This window comes from Ruegeria sp. SCP11 (genome assembly GCF_040329455.1).
Classification (GTDB): Bacteria; Pseudomonadota; Alphaproteobacteria; order Rhodobacterales; family Rhodobacteraceae; genus Ruegeria; species Ruegeria atlantica_E.
In genome coordinates, this window is record NZ_JBDZYG010000004.1 from 19,753 (window position 1) to 39,605 (window position 19,853).

A 19,853-nucleotide genomic window follows, 5' to 3' on the forward strand; every position below is an offset into this window, starting at 1 on the left:
ACCCAAATCCTAGCGGCTGCCCTATAGTTGTGGATAAGTAAGCCGAAGCGCTTACAAAAAGAGGCCGAACCAGGGACGAGGAGACGGCGGATGCGCTGCCCGTTTTGCGGAAATATCGACACTCAGGTGAAAGATTCACGCCCGGCAGAGGATCACGTCGCGATCCGCAGGCGCCGGTTTTGTCCCGCTTGTGGGGGGCGCTTCACCACCTATGAACGCGTTCAATTGCGTGATCTCGTGGTGATCAAAACCAATGGGAAGCGCGAGGATTTCGATCGCGACAAGCTGGAACGCTCGATCCGCATTTCGATGCAGAAACGGCCCATTGAGCCGGATCGGATCGACCAGATGATTTCCGGCATTGTTCGTCGTCTGGAAAGCATGGGCGAAACAGATATCCCGTCCAGCAAAATCGGTGAGATCGTCATGGAAGCTCTGGCACGGATCGACACCGTGGCTTATGTTCGCTTTGCAAGTGTGTACAAGAATTTCCAGGCGGCCGATGATTTCGAGGAGTTTGTCCACGAACTGCGCCCGCCGCAGCCTTCGACGGACGAGTGAGCGAAACAGATAAGCGATATATGGCGCTGGCCTTGTCATTGGGTCAGCGCGGGCAAGGTACGTGTTGGCCCAACCCGGCTGTGGGGTGCGTTATCGTGCGCGATGGTCGGATTGTTGGGCGCGGCTGGACTCAGCCTGGTGGTCGTCCGCATGCAGAACCACTGGCATTGGCGCAAGCCGGAGAGGTCGCGCGTGGGGCGACGGCCTATGTCTCTTTAGAGCCTTGCTCGCATTATGGAAAAACGCCGCCCTGTGCTGAGGCGTTGATCAAGGCAGGTGTGGCCCGAGTAGTCTCTGCGATTGAGGATAGCGATCCGCGCGTGGCGGGGCAGGGCTTTGCCATGCTGCGCGAGGCCGGGATTGAGGTAACCACCGGTGTTCTGGCTGAACAAGCCGCGCGCGATCACGCGGGTTTCTTTCTGAAAACGGAACAAGGGCGTCCGTTTGTGACGCTCAAATTGGCCAGCAGTTTCGACGGTCGAATTGCCACTTCCAGTGGCCACAGCCAGTGGATTACAGGACCAAAGGCGCGGCGGGCCGTCCATGCGATGCGCGCACGCCATGATGCGGTGATGGTTGGGGCCGGGACGGCACGGGCCGATGATCCGTCGCTGACAGTTCGCGATTTGGGTATTGCGGCGCAGCCGGTCAGGGTCGTCATCTCTCGGCATCTGGATATTCCTCTAATGAGCCAACTGGCACGCACAGCGTCCGAAATACCAGTTTGGCTGTGCCACGGCCCGTCCCCGGATGCCGAACGCGCCCGCGCGTGGGAGGGGCTGGGCGCGCGACTGATCCCCTGTGCCTTGCGTGACCACCACATAGACGCCACCGATCTGTTGCAACAACTTGGGCAGGCGGGGCTGACACGAGTGTTCTGCGAAGGCGGGTCGGCGCTTGCGGCGTCCCTGTTGGAGGAAGACCTTGTGGATGAGCTGGTCGGCTTCAGCGCCGGTCTGACAATAGGTGCCGAGGGTTTACCGGCCATAGGGTCGCTTGGATTGGAAAGTTTGGACGCAGCCCCTCGATTCGAATTGATCGAAACACGGGCCATAGGGCCGGACATTTTGCATCGTTGGGCGCGAGCGTTGCGTTAACGTCTCCACAGATGCGCGTGCGTGGCAAACGCGCCTTGCAGTTTGGACAGCAGGCGGAGAGACGGGCTACCGTTGCGGGTATTCCCGTCGATCAGGCGTTGCAATGCGACCTCGACGGGGCAGGGTTGCCCGGTGACCGGATCCAGATACCGCGGGTAATCAATCAGCGCAGCATGCACTAATCCCAACACAGATGGCCGTGCCCCTCGACGGGCAGGCACTGTTCCCAGATCGGTTGTTAGCCCCCATCCGGCGTAGAAGGGCGCTCCGAGTGTTGTGACGCTGACCCCACGCAGCAACGCCTCGAACCCAAGCAGAGAGGTCATGGTCCAGACCTCTTGCACTTGTGAAAGCAAAGCGGCCGGATTGGTGTTGGACGCGATCACATCGGCAAGGCCTTCGTCTTCTATCGCTCCTTCACGCAGCCCGGCTTCGACATCGGGATGGGGCTTGTAGATCAGGATCGCGTTTGGGTTGGCCTCACGTGTGGCGCGTAGAAGGTCGCGATTGGTGCGCACGTCAGAAGCGCCCAGCAGGATCGAGGCATCGTCCTCGACCTGGCCCGGAACCAAGATGCGATGCCCTTCAGGCAGCGCTGGGGCGTCACCGCCAGTGTTGTACTTGCTGAGCTGACCCGAGATGATCTGCGCGACCAGCCGTTCGGCTCGCAAGTCTTGGTCCGGGCGCAGGGTCTCACGGGTGGAGATCAGTTCTTCCAGCCGGCTCGGGTGCGTCGGGTCGTAATAGATACCCAGATCGTCCGTAGCCAATGAAATCGGCGGGACCAGACGGGCGCCAAGCCCTCTGGACCGTAGAAAACCGTCTTCGATCCTGACCGCGTTTCCCACCCCGCGAGCGTGTTTGGCCCAGACCATATGGGGGCGGTCTGACGCCTTTGGCGGAGTTTCAACAAACCGGATTTTCTTTTCGCGACCGAACATTTGTTGCAGGTGCTTGCGTTTCCACAACCGCATGCCAGACGCGGTCCAGCCCTTGTGATCTTGTCGCCAAGCGCGTGTCTGTGCCTCTAACGTGTCGAGAACGATTTCCAGTTCGCACAATTGGTCCCGGTAGGGGTCGTACCATGTTGGGTAGAGGATCATTGCCGCCGCAAACAATTGGGCGCGGGTCAGACTACGCTGGCGGCGTGGGAGGTAGACCTCATCCAGAGTCAGCCCCCAGCCGGCATAGAAGGGTTGACCAAAGACACGGGGCTTGTGTCCGGCCATGATCGCTTCGAACCCTAGCTGTGAGGATAAGGTGTAAACACCTATTGCGCCTTCCAGCAGAGGCCACGGGTTGATTGGGTCATCTAATAGTGAAACCCTGTCGGTCTCGTCCTGTTCCGAGAAATATCCGCTGCGGTGCCCGGCAACGGTTTCCGGGTGTGTCTTGATCAGAACGCGGGCGCCGGGGTTTTCCTCTTGTGCCATGACCAGCATCTCACGGAACCTGGCATCGTCTCCTCCACTGGCGCGGGCCGAGGCGTCGCCCCGTGCCTGATCGACCACCAATACATAACCGGGTTTCGGGGGCGGGACCGTCGGATCGACGGCAGAGTATTTGCTAAGGTGCAGTTCGCGCACCCTGTCGGCTCCGTACCGAGCGCGGTTCAACAAAGCGGTATCGTCCAGCGGATGCGTGGCCAGCAGGGTTTCAAGGTCAGACGGCTGGGCGGGATCGAAATGAACCCCGGATCGGTCGAGCAAAAGACCCAAAGGAGGTTCGCCCATGCGCCCTGGATGCAGGGAACGCAGAAAGGCGTCTTCGACTCGCAAGACCGGCGCGTTGTGGCGGGCAGCTATGGTCAGTCCGCGATGCGCGGTAGGGCTGTTGCCCCAAATGCCAACGACGTCGCCGTCCCCGGGCAAGCCCAAGCGGATGTCATAGCCTTTGAGGTGAAGAATGCGCCGAATACGGCGCTGCGTTAGGAAGCCGCCGTTATAGACAAGCAGCCGGGTACGCTGTGCCCCGGCTGTCGGCTCACCCTGCATCAGCCACCCGTCAGTGTGGCAACGTTTGCAAATGGCGTCAGACCACCAGCGATAAGTGAGATCGACTTACTCCACTGTGCATACGGGGCTTCGGTTACAAAAATCGTGTCATCGTCACGAATGACGAAATCGCGCGCGATAAACAGGCCATTGGGGGCGGTCAGGTTTAGCAGGTAGATCATACGCTGATCTCCCTGCAGGTCAGAACGTCCCATCACGTTGCGGGCAATGTCCTGCCGTTCCTTGCGTAGAACGAAAATCCCGGTCGGGTCTGAAGACAAGGATTGCAGACCACCAACTTGAGCCAAGGCCTCAAGCGCGGACAGGTCTTGCGTGTCGAACGCCACGCGCGATTGCCCTGTCGCGCCCAGCGCAATGTAGGATCGGCTATCCGCTTCGACGAGGATGCGGTCCCCCCCCCTCAATGCGACGTCCAGTTTGGGATTCTGAAACAGATCGTCGTACCAGACTGTTCCTCGCTCATTGCCCCGGATCAATGTCACCAGCGCAATGTCTGAACCCACGGCGACGCCGCCCGCCTGTGACAGCATTCCCAGCAGGGTTCTGCTGGGCCGCTCAATCGGGTAGACGCCCGGTGCGCCGATCTCTCCTGACAACGACACGGTCGACCCGTTGCCCGCGGTGCGCCGCACTTCAACCTGAGGGTCAGGAGTTTGGTCTTGCAACTTGCTGGTAATCAATTGGCGCAATTGCTCAGGCGTGTTGCCAGCTGCCCTTATGCGCCCTGCATAGGGAACAAAAATGAACCCGTCGCTGTCGACCTGCATCTGCTCAAGGGGGGTGGCACTGCTCAATTCACCGGACAGCAGGCCGTCATCCACATTTTCCCAAATCGTTAGGCCGAGAACGTCACCGGCGCGTACGGTATCTGCAGCCAGATTTGGTGCGGATCGGAAGGCCGAAGAAAAACCGTATTGAGGAATGACGGAAGTGGCTTTCGTAACGCGATCATCAACCTCGACCACGAATGCGTTGCCGCCTTGCGCTGTCGAGCCCGACAGAATTTCACTCTTGTTCGGACCCGATTTGGGCAGTTGACATGCAGCCACGAGGCCCATTGCTGCCACGAAAGAGATCCCCCGGATCCATCGGATTGGAAAGCGCTTCACTGCCGGATATCCTCAGTCTTCTTTGAGTGGTTTTTTTGTTTGGCGCAGGCTACCCGGTTCGTAAGACAACATCTAGCTCTAAGCATCCTGAGTTACTCGACCAACCTTAACTGTGGCGTCTGCGCCTCTTTGCGGCTCAGCACGGATTGGTAGGGATCGTTGGCGTTCAATATCATGTCTGCCACGCCGCGGAGCAACTGTCGGCGGCCCCGGCGGGAATAAAAACCTCCCGGAATCTGGCTCGTTTTCAGCAGAAACTGGCGGTAGCTGCGATAGGCATCCTGATCTGGAGGCATCGGCATTGCAAAGAATGAGGGCAACGGCTGTTGCGACACGAATTCGGGTTTGTCGTAGACCGATCTGCCAAAAATCCGCAGGGGGATGCCGCGCCACAATACCTGTTGCCCGGCGGTGGAGTTGATCGTGACGGCCGAGTTTGCTTCGTCCAGCAACCCAGCAAGCTTGCCCCCGGGGACATAATGCACCCGATCAGCAATCCCATGGGTCCGTGCAATCTGACGTACACGGCGGTGCAGGGGTTCCCGGTGGTTTTCAAGCGGGTGCTCTTTGACAACCAGCCGGTGATGTGTGGGCGCACCCTCTGCGAACCCTTTGATTACGTCCGCGAGAAAGTCGGACATGCAGGAATAATCCGAATGGGACTGCACCGAGGTGTCGTGTCCAAGTTGCAGCAAGGCCAGATGATAGGGGTGCCCCCCCCAACGCACACGTGCCGTAGCCCAATGGCGTTGAACCCTGTGAAACGGCATCAGTGCAAGGCGTTTAAAATATAATCGGAATTCTTTTGATACCGGTAGATCGCGGTGCCGTCGAAAGTTTTGATAGCGCCGGTTTCGGAACATCACGAACCAATGATAAAGCGCTCCATAGAAGATGTGCTGCCGCATATCTCCCCAGTGTGACGGTGGGGGCGGGCTTGGAGCGGCGGATTGATCAAGTGCCTGCTGCATCTGCCCGACGTTCAACGACATCAGGCGCGAGTTTCCGTTAGAACCGAACCGTTCATACGTGACCCACCACGGGCGTAGATAGCCCTCCTCGAACACATGTACGGTGATACCCTTGTTTTTCGCAAGCTCTACGGCGCGGGCGTGAACCGGGCGGGTGTCGCCGTACAGCACGATATCGGTAACATCCTTGCTGTCGATCACACCACACAGCGCCTCTGGCCATTGCTCAAGTGTATCCAGGAACGGGATGTATGAGGCCTTGTCGAACCAGAACGCCTGATCGCCGGCGTTGAACCCGACACGCCAGACCTCGGCCCCAGAGTCCCGCAGCATTCGGCCGAGCCCATTGAAGAACGGACCATGTGGTCCCTGTAGAAACAGGAAGACACGGCGACTCAGGCCTTCGGCGTCAGGTGACATCAATACTGCTCTTGCCCTTTGTTCCGTAAATTATGCCTGTTTGGGCCTTCAGCGGCAAGGTGGGGCTTGTCCGCCACGCCACTTGGGCTTACCTCGGCTTGGAGAACTGGATCAAGTTATGAACTAAGGGTTAGCGGAATGTTTACAGGGATCGTCACCGATATCGGAACTGTCACCGAACTGGATCAGCAAGGCGATCTGCGGGCCCGGATCAAAACCGAATATGACACGGCGGGAATCGATATCGGCGCCTCGATCGCCAGCGATGGTGTCTGCTTGACTGTAATCGCGCTGGGCGATGACTGGTATGACGTGCAAATCAGCGCTGAGACGGTGTCAAAAACCAATCTGGACGGTTGGCAGGTGGGCAAACGTGTTAATCTGGAACGCGCCCTGAAGGTCGGGGATGAGTTGGGCGGGCATATTGTCTCGGGTCACGTGGATGGTGTGGCTGAGGTGGTCGCTATTCAGGACGAAGGCGACAGCACCCGTGTCACTTTGCGCGCGCCCAAAGAACTGGCTCGTTTTGTCGCGCCGAAAGGTTCCGTCGCGCTGAACGGAACCTCTCTGACTGTCAATGATGTAAACGGGTGCGACTTTGGCATCAATTTCATCCCACACACCAAAGAGGTGACAACTTGGGGTGATGTATCCGTCGGCGACCGCGTGAACCTTGAGATCGACACATTGGCTCGCTATGTAGCCAGGCTTGCTGACTGGAACCCGGCAGAACCTGAATAGAATACCCTGGTCAAAACTTGGGCCAGATACCAGCAGACCAGAGCGACGAGGGTTCCGAGGTAGCCGTCAATCGCATAGTGCCATGCAAGGTGCACCGAACCGATTTGGATCACTACCGCGAAAATGGTGAACGCCCAGCCAAGCCAGCGCGAGAAGCGGAACGCATAGAGTGCCATAAGGGCGCTGCTTGCGACATGCATGCTGGGCATCGCGGAAATGCCACGGACCCAGCCGTCGTTGTAGTAGTTGTTCAAGAGCATTTCTTGCACGTTGAGGGCCCAGACGGGGCTGATCTCATTTAGCATTTCCAGATTGCGCAGTTGCTGTACATACGTGTCGCCAAATCCGAATTCTTGGTAATAGACTGGGCCAACTGAAGAAAACAGAGTTGCCAGAACATTGCCGCCTATAATGAATGTAAGAGCAAAGGCCACTAGGTAGACCATGCCTCTTTCGGGCTCACGCCGGTCATACGCCGCAACAAAAACCAGCACGTAGAGCAGTACAAACCAAACATGGTACGCGAGGTTAATCACGGTTGTCACAAAGGGGTATCCGAATACGGGCCAAAGCAGTGTCCACACGTCGAACCCGCCGTGCAGCATTCTATCCAGTTCCGCGAACATTGGATCCCATGAAAAGGGTACAAAAACCGGGATCATGTTCTTGAGGCAGGTGAATGTGTTCGCAAGTACCGCGACAAAGACAAAGCACAATGTGCCATCAACAACCCTCACGTATTTAGACAGGTATTGTCGGGTGTCGGAGATCATCCAGTGAATTGGCTTAGCGGGTTTCACCCAAAATGCGGCGTAAATAAATCGCCAGAAAAGAAAAAAGGCGGCAAACACATTGGTGTATTTGAAGATTTTCCAAAGAATAGCTCTCAGACTACTCAAAAGCAGTTCCCAATACGGAAGACCGTTGAGTGCACTAAACACTGCACCGGCGAACATGTGCAACAGAACGATAGAAAGAAATAGCCGATTGCGCCAAAGCGCCGAACTGAGTGTGTGACCCGCGGCGGTGAGACCGGCAAAAATGGCCCTGCTATTTATGTGTGCCATTCACTGAAATCCGTTTGGCTAAATTCCACGTAAAACTCCTAACATATTTTGGCGCGCGATAGACGGTATCTGGGCTTTTTTGTGGCCGTTTAGGGTCCAATGGTCGTGGTTTGGCGTTATTGGCTTCAATTTGGGGTCAAATTTTTCAGGTCTCAGATATCAATGGGCGGATCGTCTGGCAGCGTCTCGCAGTCGTTTGCGGTCTGGCATTTACTATCCGGTTGGTCTATCCACCCGATCAAACTTGCTCTGCGAAAGGCTGTTTCATGAGCTTTGAAACCCCCGGACCCGTCGAAGCCCAACTGCGCGACGCGATCAGCCCAATTGAAGACATCATTGAAGAGGCCCGAAAGGGCCGGATGTATATTCTGGTCGATCATGAGGATCGCGAGAATGAAGGTGATCTGGTGATTGCTGCCGAGTTTGCGGACGCTGAGGCGATCAACTTCATGGCAACCCACGGGCGTGGGTTGATCTGCTTGCCAATGACCGCCGAGCGGGTGGAGGCTCTGGGGTTGCCGATGATGGCGGTGAATAACTCCTCCCGCCATGAAACCGCGTTCACCGTGTCCATTGAAGCGCGTGAGGGTGTGTCCACCGGTATCTCAGCCGCTGACCGTGCGCTGACCGTGGCGACAGCGATCAATGAACAAAATACGATGGCGCATATCGCTACCCCCGGTCACATCTTTCCCCTGCGTGCAAAGCGGGGTGGGGTGCTGGTGCGCGCGGGGCATACCGAGGCCGCGGTGGACATCTCGCGACTGGCGGGTCTGAACCCCTCGGGCGTTATCTGTGAAATCATGAAGCCCGACGGCACCATGGCGCGTCTGCCCGATCTGGTGGCGTTTGCAAAAGAGCATGACATGAAGATCGGCACGATCAGCGATCTGATCGCCTACCGCTCGCGCAATGACAATCTTGTGGTCGAGACCTCTCGCGAGACGGTGACCTCGGAATATGGTGGCGAATGGGAAATGCGCCTATTCACCGACCAGACTCACGGGATCGAACATGTGGTCATGATCAAAGGCGACATCAACACGCCCGAGCCGGTGCTGACTCGCACCCACGCCCTGCATGAAGCGCCGGATATTCTGGGTCTTGGTCCGAAATCTTCCCGCGAGTTGCCGCGCGCAATGGAGAAGATTGCTGAAGAGGGCCGTGGCGTGGTCTGCCTTTTCCGCCAACCACACAACTCTCTCTATGCGGCCGAAGACGAAGGTCCGCGAACCATCAAGCAAACTGGTCTGGGCGCGCAGATACTGTCCAAAATGGGAGTTCAGGAACTGGTGCTGCTGACGGACTCTCCGGAAACCGTATATCTGGGGCTCGACGCATTTGGCCTGTCCATCGTCGGCACCCGCTCGATCCTCAAGGAAGACTGATTATGGCCGAACAAGACAAACATGGCGTCCTGCCGACCCCCAGCTTCGACAAGCCGGTGAAACTGCTGTTGGTGGTGGCACCATTCTATCGCGCCATCGCCGACAACATGGTCGCTGGTGCCAAGGCCGAGATCGAGGCCGCAGGCGGAACCTGCGACGTGGTCGAAGTGCCCGGCGCGCTGGAAATCCCGACCACAATCGCCATGGCCGACCGCCAGTGCAACTATGACGGCTATGTCGCGCTGGGCTGTGTCATTCGCGGCGAGACGACGCATTATGAAACTGTCTGCAACGACTCGAGCCGCGCCATCCAACTGATGGGCCTGCAGGGCCTGCTGATCGGCAACGGTATCCTGACGGTCGAGAATGACGAACAGGCCGAAGTTCGCGCAAATCCCGAAAAGATGAATAAAGGCGGCGGAGCAGCCGCTGCGGCCTTGCATCTGATCGCGCTCAGCCGTAAGTGGGGCTCTTCCAAAAAGGGCGTTGGCTTCAAGCCCCCGTCCGAGTCCATCCTTGTGGCGGGCGACAGCAACGGATCCACGACGGTATGACCCAGACAGACGCGCCAAAACCGGCCAACCAGAAACGCTTGATGAAATCGGCTGCCCGGCTCTATGCCGTGCAAGCGCTGTTCCAGATGGAACAGTCGGGGCAGACGACCGAACAGGTTGTGAACGAGTTTCTGGATCACCGTTTTGGCGCTGTCTACGAGGGCGAAGAGATGCTGGACGGCGATATTAGCGTCTTCCGCAAGCTGGTCGAGGACGCCGTGAATTATCAGGCGCCGATTGACCAGATGACAGATCGCGCTCTGGTGGCCAAATGGCCTATCGCGCGCATCGACCCGACCCTGCGCGCCGCTTTCCGGGCCGCCGGGGCCGAGCTGACGCAAAGCGACACACCGCCCAAAGTGGTCATCACGGAATTCGTCGACGTAGCCCGCGCCTTTTTCCCGGAAGGTAAGGAGCCGAAATTCGTCAACGCTGTTCTCGATCACATGGCGCGCGAAGCCCAGCCCGAGGCGTTCTGACGCCTTTACTGCGGTCTGATATGCGCTAACCTGAATGTCAGAGCGCAAGGAGGTTCGCGATGCCGAAACTGATCCGTCTGTATATCACGCAGGTTGCTTGGGGATTTGTCATTTCGGCGATCTTCGTCGGGGTCTTGCTGGCGCTGAATGTTGCCAATCTGCGCAGCTTGATCACCGGATCAGATATTGGCCTTATCGCGCTACTCATGATCTGGTTTATGAACGGTATAGTATTTGCCGGAGTTCAGTTCGCCTACGCGATCATGAGCATGGCCGAAAAACCTCAAGGGCCGCGCCGCGGTACCCCCGTGGCTGTCAGCTTCAAGCCAGCAACAGTCAAGGTTGAAGAGACCAGAAACATATAGAAAACGTTAGGGATAAGTGTCGTGGTCGCAAAAACACCTAGAATTGTTTTTTGCGACACCTGCCATATGAGAGTTGAATCTCCTTGCCATCTGATGCCGGTTAAACAGAACGACCGGTATGAAAGGAGCAGTCTCTTTAAGTACTCTCTTCTAGGAATGCGTATCTGTGCCTCAGGCTTTTCGCGAAGTCCTTGAAGACCTAAATCACGCCATTGCAAATAGCCTAACCTAGGCTGGTGAGCCGGCCGCTATCGACAGAATCGTTTGCTATGGCCATATGTAACAGGATGTTCATTTGGGCGATCTAGAACCTGCGATGGAGTCCAAGCGGCGCGCATGTTTCAGATTACACCTGTGAACCTTTTGGCCACCCTTTGAAATTTACGTTCCTACTGTCTTCTGGTGGTTCCAAAACAGGATTCACATACGCGTTAATCTGTACCTGTCAGACGATATTGAAGAAGTGCGGGAACTTGACCTGACAGTGCCGTCATGGCCCGAGCCAAAGATCAGCTTTTTCGATGAATACATGCCGCAATGGAATGGCCGCAGGATATATGACTTCTCGCCTTCAAAGAAGGGGCTTTTGTCGCAATGGATACTTCTGAGATGGAAAGCTAAGGTGGAAATGTGGCGGGACCACCAGTCAACCGTGCGGTGTGATTCCCGAGGACCTGTATGTACAGGTGGGCGCCAGGTAATCAGGCCAGGACCTGAACAGAGCCAGCCCCCTCGGAATTGCTTAAGGCCACCAGAATGCTACCAATCACAAGAAGGGCAGAACCCGCCACGCGCTTAAGTAGGGCGTGCGGCGGGATTGCACAAGGGGTCAGGCGTCAACAGTTTCATGCAGGGCGGTGCGCATCTGACCGAAATGCTCGTCCCAGCCGCTGTCTAGCGAGAGGATCAGACCAAAGGCGTCAGCGTTCTGTGGCAAGCCTTCGTGCAACAGCCCTAGCTTCGTACCGCCGGGAACAGGTTCCAGCGTCCACTTGACCACGCTGACAGCGTCACCCATGGGTTTAATCATGAAAGTGTACTCCAGATACTCCGGCGGTCGGGCAACGCGCACTTCGCCCCAGATTAGCAGATCGCCGCTGGTCGTACCGAACATCTCAAGCTTTTGACCCGCGACCAAAGGGCGTTCGGGTTTGTGGAACCATTCGGCTAGCCGGTCTGGTTCCGTCAAATAGTCCCAAACCGTCTCGGGGGTGGCCCGCAGAAAGATCGTTTTTTGCAGAACGGCATGTGTCATCTATCTTTCCTTTCAATAGCTTCTTTTAGATTGTTCAGGCGGTCGTCCCAGAACTGGTCGAAAAAGCTGAGCCAATCGAGAATAGGGACCATCCCCTGGGGTTCCAGCCGGTTGATGCGTTCCCGACCGCGTGACTCGACAGTAATAAGACCACCATCCGACAACACGGTCAGGTGCTTCTTGACGGCCGCGCGAGTCATGTCGAACTGCTCGGTCAGTTCGGCGATGGTCATGTCCCGCGTGGCGAGCATCTGCACAATGTCGCGCCGGGTCGGGTCGGCCAACGCGCGAAACGCATTTTGAGTTTGGTGCTGCATGTGGTTTACCAGAAGAGATACCATTTGGTATCGCTTTAATATGATACCGAAAGGTATTACGTCAAGGGTGAAGTGATGCTTGATTTATGTTCATGAATTGTTCACATTTTTTGCATGACACTCGATTTGCAACCCGGACAAAAATTGGCCAGAGGCGTGTCTCGCCATCTATGGGCGCATGGCTTTGTTTCCGTTGAGGAGTTTGTGCCAGCCCGAGGGCTGCGCGTGGATGTAATGGGGCTGGGTCCGAACGGAGAGCTGTGGGTAATCGAATGTAAATCCGGCCGGGCCGACTATCAGTCGGATTCAAAATGGCAGGGATATCTGGAGTGGTGCGACAGGTTCTTTTGGGCCGTCGATACCGATTTTCCAACCGATCTACTGCCCGAAGAAACAGGATTGATCATAGCAGATGCCTATGACGCCGAGATTGTACGTATGGCACCGGAAGACAAACTCGCTCCAGCACGCCGTAAGAAGATGATCCAAAAGTTCGCGACTGACGCGGCTCGCAGATTGCAGGCGTTGCGCGACCCTCGGATCTGCACGCTCAGCCCTTGACGGCGCGGGCAGCTTGAGCGGCGGCGCGGATTTCATCCGCGATTTCCTCGGCTTCTTCAGGATCGAAGTCCATAGGAATCTCAATGCCATCGGCCTCGATGAACAGCCGTATCATGCCTTGATCGGTGGGGCCGATTTGTAGATTCGCCTGAATGTCGCGTTCGGTGTTGATGCCCATGTTCGCCTCCGGGACTGAGCGTTCGTGCTAGCGCGCAAAGGCTTGAGAATCAAGCTGCCTTTGCGGTTTGGTGCGGTATGGAAAGTATTCAGATCAGACCCTTCTGCGCCGTGGATGCACCCTGGTTGGTGGAACAACACGGCAAATTCTACGCGCGTGATGAAGGGTTTGACGACTCGTTTGGAGCTTTGGTTGAGCAAATACTGGAGGATTTTGTCGCCGAACATGATCCGGCGCGTGAACGTGGTTGGATCGCGGAACGCGCTGGACAAAGGCTAGGCAGTATCTTTTGTGTCGCGTTGGATGAAAGAACCGCTAAGCTACGCCTTTTTCTATTGGTGCCAGAAGTTAGGGGGAGAGGTTTAGGACAGCAAATGCTGGATACCTGCACGGACTTCGCGCGTGGAGTAGGGTTCACGGAAATGCGGCTCTGGACCCATGAAAGCCACCGCGCGGCTTGTGCGCTGTATCGACGTAATGGCTGGCAACTACTGGACAGCAAACCAGTGCATTCTTTCGGGGTCGAACTTGTCGAACAAAGCTGGAAATTTCGGCTTTAATCCTCTTGCATTCCCCCGGCGCGTTCGGTACATCGCCCCTCACGAGTGCCGCCTTAGCTCAGTTGGTTAGAGCGCTGGATTGTGGATCCAGAGGTCCCCTGTTCAAGCCAGGGAGGCGGTACCATCTCCTCCAAAACTACACCGCATGCAGTGCTCGAAACGCGCGGCTTGGTTCGGTGTTTTGCTTTCAGATATTTCCTACAAAGAACGGCTGGCGCGCCTTCGTTTAGCGCGCCAGGTTCAGTTTCAGCTTCATTTTGCTGCGCTTGGCGACGGGCAGGTGCCGGTTCAGCCGTTTGTTGACCATGCCAAAGCCCCAAATAACCACCAGCGTCAGCAGGATGAAGTAGAAGGCCAGAATCGGGTAAGGGATGAACGGGTTGAACGTCTTGTCCGCGAAATAGCCTGCGTAATACAGCGCGTCACCTCGTTGCTGCCAGACCGGGAAGGCCGAGAAAAACACCAGCGTCGTTGCGTGGAAAAGGAAGATCGCCTCGTTCGTGTAGGCGGGCCACGCCAGTCGCAGCATGGTTGGCCAAATGATGCGACGAAAGCGCGCCCAACCGGTCATTCCATACGCGTCTGCAGCTTCGATATCGCCCTTGGGGATCGACCGCAGCGCGCCATAGAAGATTTCGCCGGAATAAGCCGCTGTGTTAGAGAACAGCACGATCAGCGCGCCCAGCCAGGCGGACGTCAGCGCGTCAAGGAATGGATAGCTTTGCTTTAGCGACAGGAAGAAGAAGTAGGCGAAGAAGAACTGAATAAACAGCGGTGAGCCTCGGAACAGGAAGATGAACCATTCTGATGGTTTGCGCAGCCATTTGTTCGTGGACGCTTTGCCCAACGCCAGCGCCGTTGCCAGAAAGAAGCCGGTCGCCAGCGCCATGATCCCGAAATAGATATTCCAGATCATACCCGAGCCGATCAGAGTGAATTGCTCACAGAGGGTGAAATCGTTGCGGGGCAGAAGACGCTCACCAATACCGATCGAGCGCAGGCCGTAATCCTGGATGGTCTGGATGCAGCTCATGCCGTGGTCTCCTTGCGCAGCAGCTCTCCACCCGAGGTCGCCTGACCGTGAGACAGGCGGCGCATCAGCCGTTCAAGACCGATCTCTGAGACGCGGGTCATGCCGAGATAGAACACCAGCAGAGCGAGGAAGTACCACATGCGCCAGTCGCCATGTGGATATTGGGTGAATTTCGGGTTTTTATAACCGCCTAGTTCGCGCGCCCAATAGACGATGTCTTCGATGCCCAGCAGAAACAGCAGCGGCGTGGCCTTGATCAAAACCATCCAAAGGTTCGACAGGCCGGGCAGGGCGTATACCCACATTTGCGGCACCAGAATGCGCCAGAAGGTCTGGCGGCGGGTCATGCCATACGCCTCGGCCGTTTCCAGCTGAGCATGCGGCACGGCGCGCATACCGCCGAACAGGACGTTGGCTGCAAAAGCTCCGAAAACGATGGAGAATGTGATGACGGCCAGAAAGAAGCCGTAGGTTTCATGAACCCATTCTGGGGCGCTGCCCAATGGCAGTTTGGCCGCCTGGCAGACGATGAAGTCATTGCCTTGCCGGATCGGGTCAGTCCATTCGGGGCACAGGATCTTGTGACGGGTCCATTCGAATGCCTGATCCAGCGCGATTACGAAGAACATAAAGAAGGCGATATCCGGCACACCGCGCACGACAGCGATATAGCCCTTGCCCAGCAGGCTGAGCGGCAGGAAATGCGACCGGGCCGCCATGGCGCCCAAAAAGCCGAAGCCCAGAGCCACCGGTGCGGTGATCGCAAGCAGCAAGAGAACCTTGAAGAAGGACAGGTAGAACACCCAATGCACACCGTTGGTCAGATAACATGAGAACCAACGGAAGGTGCCGAGTGTATCGGGATCAGTGCAGAACGAGAAAATGACGGGCCTCTTTGACTGGCAAGGGCTCAGAGGCGGCGCGCCCTAGGGGGTAGGCGCGCCGCAGAGTGCAAGATTAGAAGGTCGAGGACACTTCCCACTTGGTGATCAGCTCGTTCAGGCTGCCGTCGTCCTTCATGGACTGGATGGCTGCGTTGAACTTCTCTTTCAGGTCACCGTCGGATTCGCGAATGCCCATGCCGACTCCACCGCCCAGTGGGACCTCGTCGCCAACGAAGAGCAGACCCGAACCATCTTCGGTGAAGGGCACCAGGAAGGATTTGTCGGCCAGAACCGCATCTGCTTCACCGTTGCGTACGGCTGCGAGGGTTTCCTCAGGGTTCGCGTATTCAACCAGAGTTGCACCAGACTCGGCGACATAACCCGCCTGAATGGTGCCGGTTTGAGCAGCGATCACGCCACCCGCCAGGTCAACGCCATCGGACATGGCAACATAAGCGGACGGATCCGGCGGCGTGTAGTTCTGGGTGAAGTCGATGACTTCGTCACGCTCGTCGGTGATCGACATGCCCGCGATGATCGCATCGTAGTTGCCCGATACCAGGTTTGGAATGATCGAGTCCCAGTCGTTCTTGACCCATTCGCATTGCAGGTCGGCGCGCTTGCAGAGTTCATCACCCAGTTCACGCTCGAACCCGTCGATCTCGCCCGCGTCGTTGACGAAGTTCCATGGCGCATAAGCACCTTCGGTGCCCAGACGGATGGTGTCCGCCATGGCCATACCGGCGCCAAGCGCCAGTGCCGCTGTGGTCAGAATCAGTTTTTTCATTGGATACTCCCCAGTTTGTTTTCTGTCCTGAAGTTAATTTAAGCCGCCTTGGTGGCGGAGAGAAAGCCCCGAAGCCGTTCGGATTCGGGGGACGTAAAGATATCTTCCGGCAGGCCTTCTTCTTCGATCAGGCCTTGGTGCAGGAATACGACGTGGCTGGAGATATCCGCAGCCATTTTCATGTCGTGGGTCACAATGATCATGGTGCGGCCCTCAGCGGCCAGATCCTTGATGACCTTGATAACCTCTTGTTCCAATTCCGGGTCCAGCGCCGAGGTGGGTTCGTCGAACAACAGCGCTTCAGGCTCCATGCACAGACCACGGGCGATGGCTGCGCGCTGTTGCTGACCACCTGACAACTGGGCAGGGTAGACGTCGCATTTGTCACCGATGCCGACCTTCTCTAGATACATACGTGCGCTGTCCTCGACCTCTTTCGGGTCGCGGCCCAGAACGGTGACTGGGGCCTCCATCACATTTTGCAGGATTGTCATATGGGCCCACAGATTGAACTGTTGGAATACCATCGACAGGTTGGTTCGGATGCGCATGACCTGTTTGGGGTCGGCAGGACGACGGTGATGCAGGTCGCCGGCCCAGCGGACGGGTTCACCCTTGAACAGAATTTCACCCTGCTGGCTGTCTTCCAGAAGGTTACAGCAGCGCAAAAGAGTGGATTTGCCCGAACCCGAGGAACCGATCAGCGAAACCACATCCCCGCGTCTGGCCGTAATATCGACCCCCTTCAGCACTTCAAGTTGGCCGAAGCTCTTGTGGAGGTCTTTGATTTCGATAACGGGAGTGGAATCTGTCACGGGTGGCCCATGTGTTGTGGTGTTGGTGCGGTAATAGGGCGCAAAAATCGGGGCAATGCAATGCGCAATTGACATGATCGGGTGCTGAAACCGTCAAATTGACCATACGTATTGGCCAATTTGGTTAGCGATTGAGCTGTCGGCCCAATTTCAAGCGGGGTTGGGGACAGAGAGATAGTCCTCTTCAGGAATGTCGATCAAGCCCCGCAAGTGCAGCAAATCGCGGTCGTTCGATTCCAGATCATGGATCGCGGCCCGAATGGCGTGGGCAATAGCGCCCGCGTCCTGGCCTTTAGCAGTGATATAGGGCAGTGCAGGTGTCGGAGACGTTGCCTCAACTACGCGTAAGGTCGTGCCAAAATCGGAATGCGACTGGAGCAATGACCAAGAAAGTGCGTCCAGCGCAGCAAAGTCGGCCCGACCGTTGGCCACCGCATCCGCAGAAAGCGCATGGCCGCCGGTTTCAAGCATGGCATTGGGGCGTTGGCCGCGTGCGTCCAGATGGACCATTGGCGCGGCCCAGCCGGATTGTGACAGAGCCTCATTAAACGCAAATGTGCCGGATGAAAGCTGGTCCAGATTGCGAGAGTCATTCTTGCGAGCGACAAAGATTGAGCGGTAGTAGCCGGGTGGGCAGCCCTCCAACCCGTAATCCGGTGTGCCGACCAGTTGCACTTTGTCGTGTAGGTGTGTCCGGTAGGGCATGCCACAAGTCTGGGCGAAGGTCAGGTTCGGGTTCAGCCAGACCTCCCAGAAGTCAGCATCTCGTGTCAAGTGATCGGGGCCGTAACCCAAGTGCTCACGAATCAACGTCCAAAAACGATCATTCGCGTGCTGTAGCGCGGGCATGTCATACATGCCCAGCATCGCAATCACGATTTGGCAGCCTTCTGACGGGCCAATGCGGAATCGACGTCGCTGACGCCCAGCAGGCTGACCACCAGCCGCAGCAAGGAATCTTCTTCACCCGTCCGTTGCCCGTCGGCCAGAGCGACCGACCACATCGCCTGTACCACCGCAAGCCGGTCGTCATAGGCAATGGCCTCTTTGATCGCGCGGGTAAAACGGACGGTATCCGGAGCTTCGGCTTCCAGATCCTCGGCCCGGGCGCGCAGGGCCGCAGCCTCGAACGGAGACAGGCCATAGCGTTCGGCCGAAATCTTGTCGATTCGCGCCATTTCAGTATCGGCATAGTCATTGTCGGACCGGGCGATACGCACCAGCAAGGCCGTCAGGGCCAAGCGGGCATCATCTTCGGCAAGCGGGTCGGGGGCTGGCTGTGTCAGCCGGGAGAGAAAATCACTAAACATGGCTTAGATATAGATGCGGCTTAACGCTCTTCCAAGCGCCTTTGCACCCGCTCGCGGGCGGTCTGGCTGTCGTTGTAGCTGAGACCCATGGCAATGCGTGCCTCTTCCACGATGTTCATCTCGCCCTCGTCCGAATTGCCATCGGCCAGAACGACCTCCCACAGAGCGTCCATCGCGGCGAGACGTTCTTGCAGGTCGGTGGTTTCGCGGATCAGCTTGCCGAACGTATCGGTATCGGGGGCGGCGGCATGCAACTTTTCGCAAGTGGCGCGAACTTTGGCGGCTTCGATCGCGTTGTGCTGATAGAGCCGCGCTAGAATCCGGTCTATCAGCCTGATTTCTTCAAGCTTATAGTCGCGATCTGCCTGCGCCACACGCACCATCAGCGCACCCAGGGCCAGTTCGGCATCCGGATCGGGCAGATTGTCGTGTTGCGGCGGGCGAAAGGCCTGAAAGAGCTTTTTCAACATGCCGTCAGGTTATTCCATATTTTGTAGCCCGCCAAGCGCAGACTACCCGTCATAGGCATGATGCTCACAAGATTGCCGGTGCAGGTTGAATCAGCCTTCTTGGAGCGCTTGTTGTGCCTGTTCCGTCAGCCAACCCAGCATTTTCCGGTATGGTACAGGGCCATAGCTGATCCGGGCTACACCCAGCTTGGCCAGCGAGGCTGTACCGGGTGTGCCGGGCAGGGCAATGATATTGACCGGCAAGACGGTCGAATCGCATAGCCGGGCGATCATGCCCTCATCCTTCAGCCCCGGAGCGAAGAATCCACTTGCCCCTGCGTCGGCATAGGCCTTGGCGCGAGCGATGGCCTCATCCAGCATTGCATCGTCATGCGTGTCTGGTTTGGCTTTCAGAAAGATGTCCGTTCGAGCATTGATAAAGGCGGGGATACCGGCCGCATCGCAGCCCTCACGCATGGCCCGGACACGCGCTTCCTGAGTTTCAATGTCATAGAGGTCACTGGTGCCGACGATCTGATCTTCGAAATTGAATCCGATAACTCCGGTTTCCAGCGCGCGTTGAACATTGGCGGCAACGCCGAGAACGTCCTCGGCATAGGCCCCTTCGAAGTCCAGCGTCACCGGAATTTCAACAGCCGCGACAATCCGGCGAGCGTTGTCCAATGCCGCGTCCATGGGGATGTTCTGGCCGTCCGCATACCCTTGGGCCATAGCGACCGGAGCACTGCCGGTTGCGATCGCCTTCGCCCCCGCATCGCTAACAGCCTTGGCGCTGCCCGCATCCCAGATGTTGTAGAGGATGACCGGTTCACCCTTTTTGTGCAGGGCAGCGAAATCTTCCGCTTGGGTGATCTGATTGGTCATAGCCGGTCTCCTGTCGCTGGGTTTAGGACAGTTAACCGTGGAAATGGCGGGC

At 57.2% G+C, this 19,853-nt stretch carries 24 protein-coding genes and 1 tRNA gene; 10 read left to right on the forward strand and 15 right to left on the reverse strand.

What is annotated here, in order from left to right:
- The first annotated feature begins 90 nt into the window (after nt 1–90).
- Both nrdR and ribD read left to right on the forward strand, forming a co-directional pair.
- Nucleotides 91–561, forward strand: a complete 471-nt coding sequence (gene nrdR / locus ABLN94_RS07260; protein ID WP_170324479.1) for a transcriptional regulator NrdR — start codon at nt 91–93, stop codon at nt 559–561.
- Nucleotides 558–1,658, forward strand: coding sequence for a bifunctional diaminohydroxyphosphoribosylaminopyrimidine deaminase/5-amino-6-(5-phosphoribosylamino)uracil reductase RibD (ribD, locus tag ABLN94_RS07265; RefSeq protein WP_352991013.1), 1,101 nt, complete (start codon nt 558–560; stop codon nt 1,656–1,658). Before nrdR ends, ribD begins: the two co-directional genes overlap by 4 nt.
- On the opposite strand, the gene ABLN94_RS07270 is transcribed toward ribD, so the two are convergent.
- From ABLN94_RS07270 to ABLN94_RS07280, 3 genes are all read right to left on the reverse strand, one after another.
- Nucleotides 1,655–3,652 carry a capsular polysaccharide biosynthesis protein gene (locus ABLN94_RS07270; RefSeq protein ID WP_352991016.1) on the reverse strand — a complete coding sequence of 666 codons (1,998 nt, stop codon included), beginning with the start codon at nt 3,650–3,652 and terminating at the stop codon, nt 1,655–1,657. The two genes, ribD and ABLN94_RS07270, sit on opposite strands and share 4 nt — an antisense overlap.
- Nucleotides 3,652–4,782 carry a polysaccharide biosynthesis/export family protein gene (locus ABLN94_RS07275; protein WP_352991019.1) on the reverse strand — a complete coding sequence of 377 codons (1,131 nt, stop codon included), beginning with the start codon at nt 4,780–4,782 and terminating at the stop codon, nt 3,652–3,654. The genes ABLN94_RS07270 and ABLN94_RS07275 overlap by 1 nt, the downstream gene beginning before the upstream one ends.
- 92 nt (nt 4,783–4,874) lie before the next feature.
- Complete coding sequence (locus tag ABLN94_RS07280) at nt 4,875–6,173, reverse strand: capsule biosynthesis protein (protein WP_352991022.1); 1,299 nt, start codon at nt 6,171–6,173, stop codon at nt 4,875–4,877.
- 138 nt (nt 6,174–6,311) lie between these two features.
- Between ABLN94_RS07280 and ABLN94_RS07285 the strand changes: the two genes are divergently transcribed.
- The gene (locus ABLN94_RS07285) at nt 6,312–6,914 is read left to right on the forward strand and encodes a riboflavin synthase (RefSeq protein WP_352991025.1); all 603 of its coding nucleotides are present in this window, start codon (nt 6,312–6,314) and stop codon (nt 6,912–6,914) included.
- Here ABLN94_RS07285 and ABLN94_RS07290 read toward each other — a convergent pair.
- Nucleotides 6,869–7,981, reverse strand: coding sequence for a phosphatase PAP2 family protein (locus tag ABLN94_RS07290; RefSeq protein ID WP_352991028.1), 1,113 nt, complete (start codon nt 7,979–7,981; stop codon nt 6,869–6,871). The two genes, ABLN94_RS07285 and ABLN94_RS07290, sit on opposite strands and share 46 nt — an antisense overlap.
- 266 nt (nt 7,982–8,247) lie before the next feature.
- Between ABLN94_RS07290 and ribB the strand changes: the two genes are divergently transcribed.
- From ribB to ABLN94_RS07310, 4 genes are read left to right on the forward strand one after another with little or no spacing between them, the layout of a single operon-like run.
- Nucleotides 8,248–9,369, forward strand: coding sequence for a 3,4-dihydroxy-2-butanone-4-phosphate synthase (gene ribB, locus ABLN94_RS07295; protein ID WP_352991031.1), 1,122 nt, complete (start codon nt 8,248–8,250; stop codon nt 9,367–9,369).
- Nucleotides 9,370–9,371: 2 nt separating this feature from the next.
- A complete protein-coding gene (locus ABLN94_RS07300; RefSeq protein WP_352991034.1) occupies nt 9,372–9,923 on the forward strand; it encodes a 6,7-dimethyl-8-ribityllumazine synthase in 552 nt (183 codons plus the stop codon).
- The gene (gene nusB, locus ABLN94_RS07305) at nt 9,920–10,402 is read left to right on the forward strand and encodes a transcription antitermination factor NusB (RefSeq protein WP_170486867.1); all 483 of its coding nucleotides are present in this window, start codon (nt 9,920–9,922) and stop codon (nt 10,400–10,402) included. Before ABLN94_RS07300 ends, nusB begins: the two co-directional genes overlap by 4 nt.
- Before the next feature lie 59 nt (nt 10,403–10,461).
- Entirely contained in the window at nt 10,462–10,767 is a 306-nt protein-coding gene (locus tag ABLN94_RS07310; protein ID WP_352991037.1) for a hypothetical protein, read from the forward strand.
- Nucleotides 10,768–11,596: 829 nt separating this feature from the next.
- Here the strand turns inward: ABLN94_RS07310 and ABLN94_RS07315 are convergent.
- Both ABLN94_RS07315 and ABLN94_RS07320 read right to left on the reverse strand, forming a co-directional pair.
- Nucleotides 11,597–12,022, reverse strand: a complete 426-nt coding sequence (locus tag ABLN94_RS07315) for an SRPBCC family protein (protein ID WP_352991039.1) — start codon at nt 12,020–12,022, stop codon at nt 11,597–11,599.
- A complete protein-coding gene (locus tag ABLN94_RS07320; protein ID WP_352991041.1) occupies nt 12,019–12,339 on the reverse strand; it encodes an ArsR/SmtB family transcription factor in 321 nt (106 codons plus the stop codon). The genes ABLN94_RS07315 and ABLN94_RS07320 overlap by 4 nt, the downstream gene beginning before the upstream one ends.
- Before the next feature lie 114 nt (nt 12,340–12,453).
- On the opposite strand from ABLN94_RS07320, the gene ABLN94_RS07325 reads away from it, so the two are divergent.
- On the forward strand, nt 12,454–12,900 hold the full coding sequence (locus ABLN94_RS07325; RefSeq protein ID WP_352991044.1) for an MmcB family DNA repair protein: 447 nt from the start codon (nt 12,454–12,456) through the stop codon (nt 12,898–12,900).
- Here ABLN94_RS07325 and ABLN94_RS07330 read toward each other — a convergent pair.
- Nucleotides 12,890–13,078 (reverse strand): DUF6324 family protein, encoded by a 189-nt coding sequence (locus tag ABLN94_RS07330; RefSeq protein WP_068334412.1) that lies wholly within the window; start codon nt 13,076–13,078, stop codon nt 12,890–12,892. The genes ABLN94_RS07325 and ABLN94_RS07330 overlap by 11 nt on opposite strands.
- A gap of 77 nt (nt 13,079–13,155) precedes the next feature.
- On the opposite strand from ABLN94_RS07330, the gene ABLN94_RS07335 reads away from it, so the two are divergent.
- Both ABLN94_RS07335 and ABLN94_RS07340 read left to right on the forward strand, forming a co-directional pair.
- Complete coding sequence (locus ABLN94_RS07335) at nt 13,156–13,638, forward strand: GNAT family N-acetyltransferase (protein ID WP_352991047.1); 483 nt, start codon at nt 13,156–13,158, stop codon at nt 13,636–13,638.
- 47 nt (nt 13,639–13,685) lie between these two features.
- A tRNA-His gene (locus tag ABLN94_RS07340) sits at nt 13,686–13,762 on the forward strand.
- A 102-nt stretch (nt 13,763–13,864) separates the two neighbouring features.
- On the opposite strand, the gene ABLN94_RS07345 is transcribed toward ABLN94_RS07340, so the two are convergent.
- The 8 genes from ABLN94_RS07345 to ABLN94_RS07380 form a co-directional block, all read right to left on the reverse strand.
- A complete protein-coding gene (locus tag ABLN94_RS07345) occupies nt 13,865–14,671 on the reverse strand; it encodes an ABC transporter permease (protein WP_352991050.1) in 807 nt (268 codons plus the stop codon).
- Entirely contained in the window at nt 14,668–15,555 is an 888-nt protein-coding gene (locus ABLN94_RS07350) for an ABC transporter permease (RefSeq protein WP_352991658.1), read from the reverse strand. Before ABLN94_RS07350 ends, ABLN94_RS07345 begins: the two co-directional genes overlap by 4 nt.
- A 73-nt stretch (nt 15,556–15,628) precedes the next feature.
- The gene (locus ABLN94_RS07355) at nt 15,629–16,342 is read right to left on the reverse strand and encodes a transporter substrate-binding domain-containing protein (protein WP_170486883.1); all 714 of its coding nucleotides are present in this window, start codon (nt 16,340–16,342) and stop codon (nt 15,629–15,631) included.
- Nucleotides 16,343–16,380: 38 nt separating this feature from the next.
- Nucleotides 16,381–17,157 (reverse strand): ABC transporter ATP-binding protein, encoded by a 777-nt coding sequence (locus ABLN94_RS07360; RefSeq protein ID WP_352991660.1) that lies wholly within the window; start codon nt 17,155–17,157, stop codon nt 16,381–16,383.
- A 150-nt stretch (nt 17,158–17,307) separates the two neighbouring features.
- Nucleotides 17,308–18,033, reverse strand: a complete 726-nt coding sequence (locus ABLN94_RS07365; RefSeq protein WP_417750508.1) for a phosphate/phosphite/phosphonate ABC transporter substrate-binding protein — start codon at nt 18,031–18,033, stop codon at nt 17,308–17,310.
- A complete protein-coding gene (locus ABLN94_RS07370) occupies nt 18,030–18,467 on the reverse strand; it encodes a TerB family tellurite resistance protein (RefSeq protein WP_170486890.1) in 438 nt (145 codons plus the stop codon). The genes ABLN94_RS07365 and ABLN94_RS07370 overlap by 4 nt, the downstream gene beginning before the upstream one ends.
- 20 nt (nt 18,468–18,487) lie before the next feature.
- Nucleotides 18,488–18,937: a TerB family tellurite resistance protein gene (locus ABLN94_RS07375; RefSeq protein ID WP_170486892.1), complete on the reverse strand. Its 450-nt coding sequence runs from the start codon at nt 18,935–18,937 to the stop codon at nt 18,488–18,490.
- A gap of 90 nt (nt 18,938–19,027) precedes the next feature.
- Nucleotides 19,028–19,801: an isocitrate lyase/PEP mutase family protein gene (locus ABLN94_RS07380; protein ID WP_352991054.1), complete on the reverse strand. Its 774-nt coding sequence runs from the start codon at nt 19,799–19,801 to the stop codon at nt 19,028–19,030.
- Between the last annotated feature and the right edge of the window lie 52 nt (nt 19,802–19,853).

What these genes read in the sequence shown, in the direction of transcription:
- nrdR (WP_170324479.1), top strand. Translation starts at nt 91, where the DNA reads ATGCGCTGCCCGTTTTGCGGAAATATCGACACTCAGGTGAAAGATTCA.
- ABLN94_RS07270 (WP_352991016.1), bottom strand. Translation starts at nt 3,652, where the DNA reads ATGCAGGGTGAGCCGACAGCCGGGGCACAGCGTACCCGGCTGCTTGTC.
- ABLN94_RS07280 (WP_352991022.1), bottom strand. Translation starts at nt 6,173, where the DNA reads ATGTCACCTGACGCCGAAGGCCTGAGTCGCCGTGTCTTCCTGTTTCTA.
- ABLN94_RS07285 (WP_352991025.1), top strand. Translation starts at nt 6,312, where the DNA reads ATGTTTACAGGGATCGTCACCGATATCGGAACTGTCACCGAACTGGAT.
- ABLN94_RS07290 (WP_352991028.1), bottom strand. Translation starts at nt 7,981, where the DNA reads ATGGCACACATAAATAGCAGGGCCATTTTTGCCGGTCTCACCGCCGCG.
- ribB (WP_352991031.1), top strand. Translation starts at nt 8,248, where the DNA reads ATGAGCTTTGAAACCCCCGGACCCGTCGAAGCCCAACTGCGCGACGCG.
- ABLN94_RS07300 (WP_352991034.1), top strand. Translation starts at nt 9,372, where the DNA reads ATGGCCGAACAAGACAAACATGGCGTCCTGCCGACCCCCAGCTTCGAC.
- nusB (WP_170486867.1), top strand. Translation starts at nt 9,920, where the DNA reads ATGACCCAGACAGACGCGCCAAAACCGGCCAACCAGAAACGCTTGATG.
- ABLN94_RS07310 (WP_352991037.1), top strand. Translation starts at nt 10,462, where the DNA reads ATGCCGAAACTGATCCGTCTGTATATCACGCAGGTTGCTTGGGGATTT.
- ABLN94_RS07315 (WP_352991039.1), bottom strand. Translation starts at nt 12,022, where the DNA reads ATGACACATGCCGTTCTGCAAAAAACGATCTTTCTGCGGGCCACCCCC.
- ABLN94_RS07320 (WP_352991041.1), bottom strand. Translation starts at nt 12,339, where the DNA reads ATGCAGCACCAAACTCAAAATGCGTTTCGCGCGTTGGCCGACCCGACC.
- ABLN94_RS07325 (WP_352991044.1), top strand. Translation starts at nt 12,454, where the DNA reads ATGACACTCGATTTGCAACCCGGACAAAAATTGGCCAGAGGCGTGTCT.
- ABLN94_RS07330 (WP_068334412.1), bottom strand. Translation starts at nt 13,078, where the DNA reads ATGGGCATCAACACCGAACGCGACATTCAGGCGAATCTACAAATCGGC.
- ABLN94_RS07335 (WP_352991047.1), top strand. Translation starts at nt 13,156, where the DNA reads ATGGAAAGTATTCAGATCAGACCCTTCTGCGCCGTGGATGCACCCTGG.
- ABLN94_RS07345 (WP_352991050.1), bottom strand. Translation starts at nt 14,671, where the DNA reads ATGAGCTGCATCCAGACCATCCAGGATTACGGCCTGCGCTCGATCGGT.
- ABLN94_RS07355 (WP_170486883.1), bottom strand. Translation starts at nt 16,342, where the DNA reads ATGAAAAAACTGATTCTGACCACAGCGGCACTGGCGCTTGGCGCCGGT.
- ABLN94_RS07370 (WP_170486890.1), bottom strand. Translation starts at nt 18,467, where the DNA reads ATGTTTAGTGATTTTCTCTCCCGGCTGACACAGCCAGCCCCCGACCCG.
- ABLN94_RS07375 (WP_170486892.1), bottom strand. Translation starts at nt 18,937, where the DNA reads ATGTTGAAAAAGCTCTTTCAGGCCTTTCGCCCGCCGCAACACGACAAT.
- ABLN94_RS07380 (WP_352991054.1), bottom strand. Translation starts at nt 19,801, where the DNA reads ATGACCAATCAGATCACCCAAGCGGAAGATTTCGCTGCCCTGCACAAA.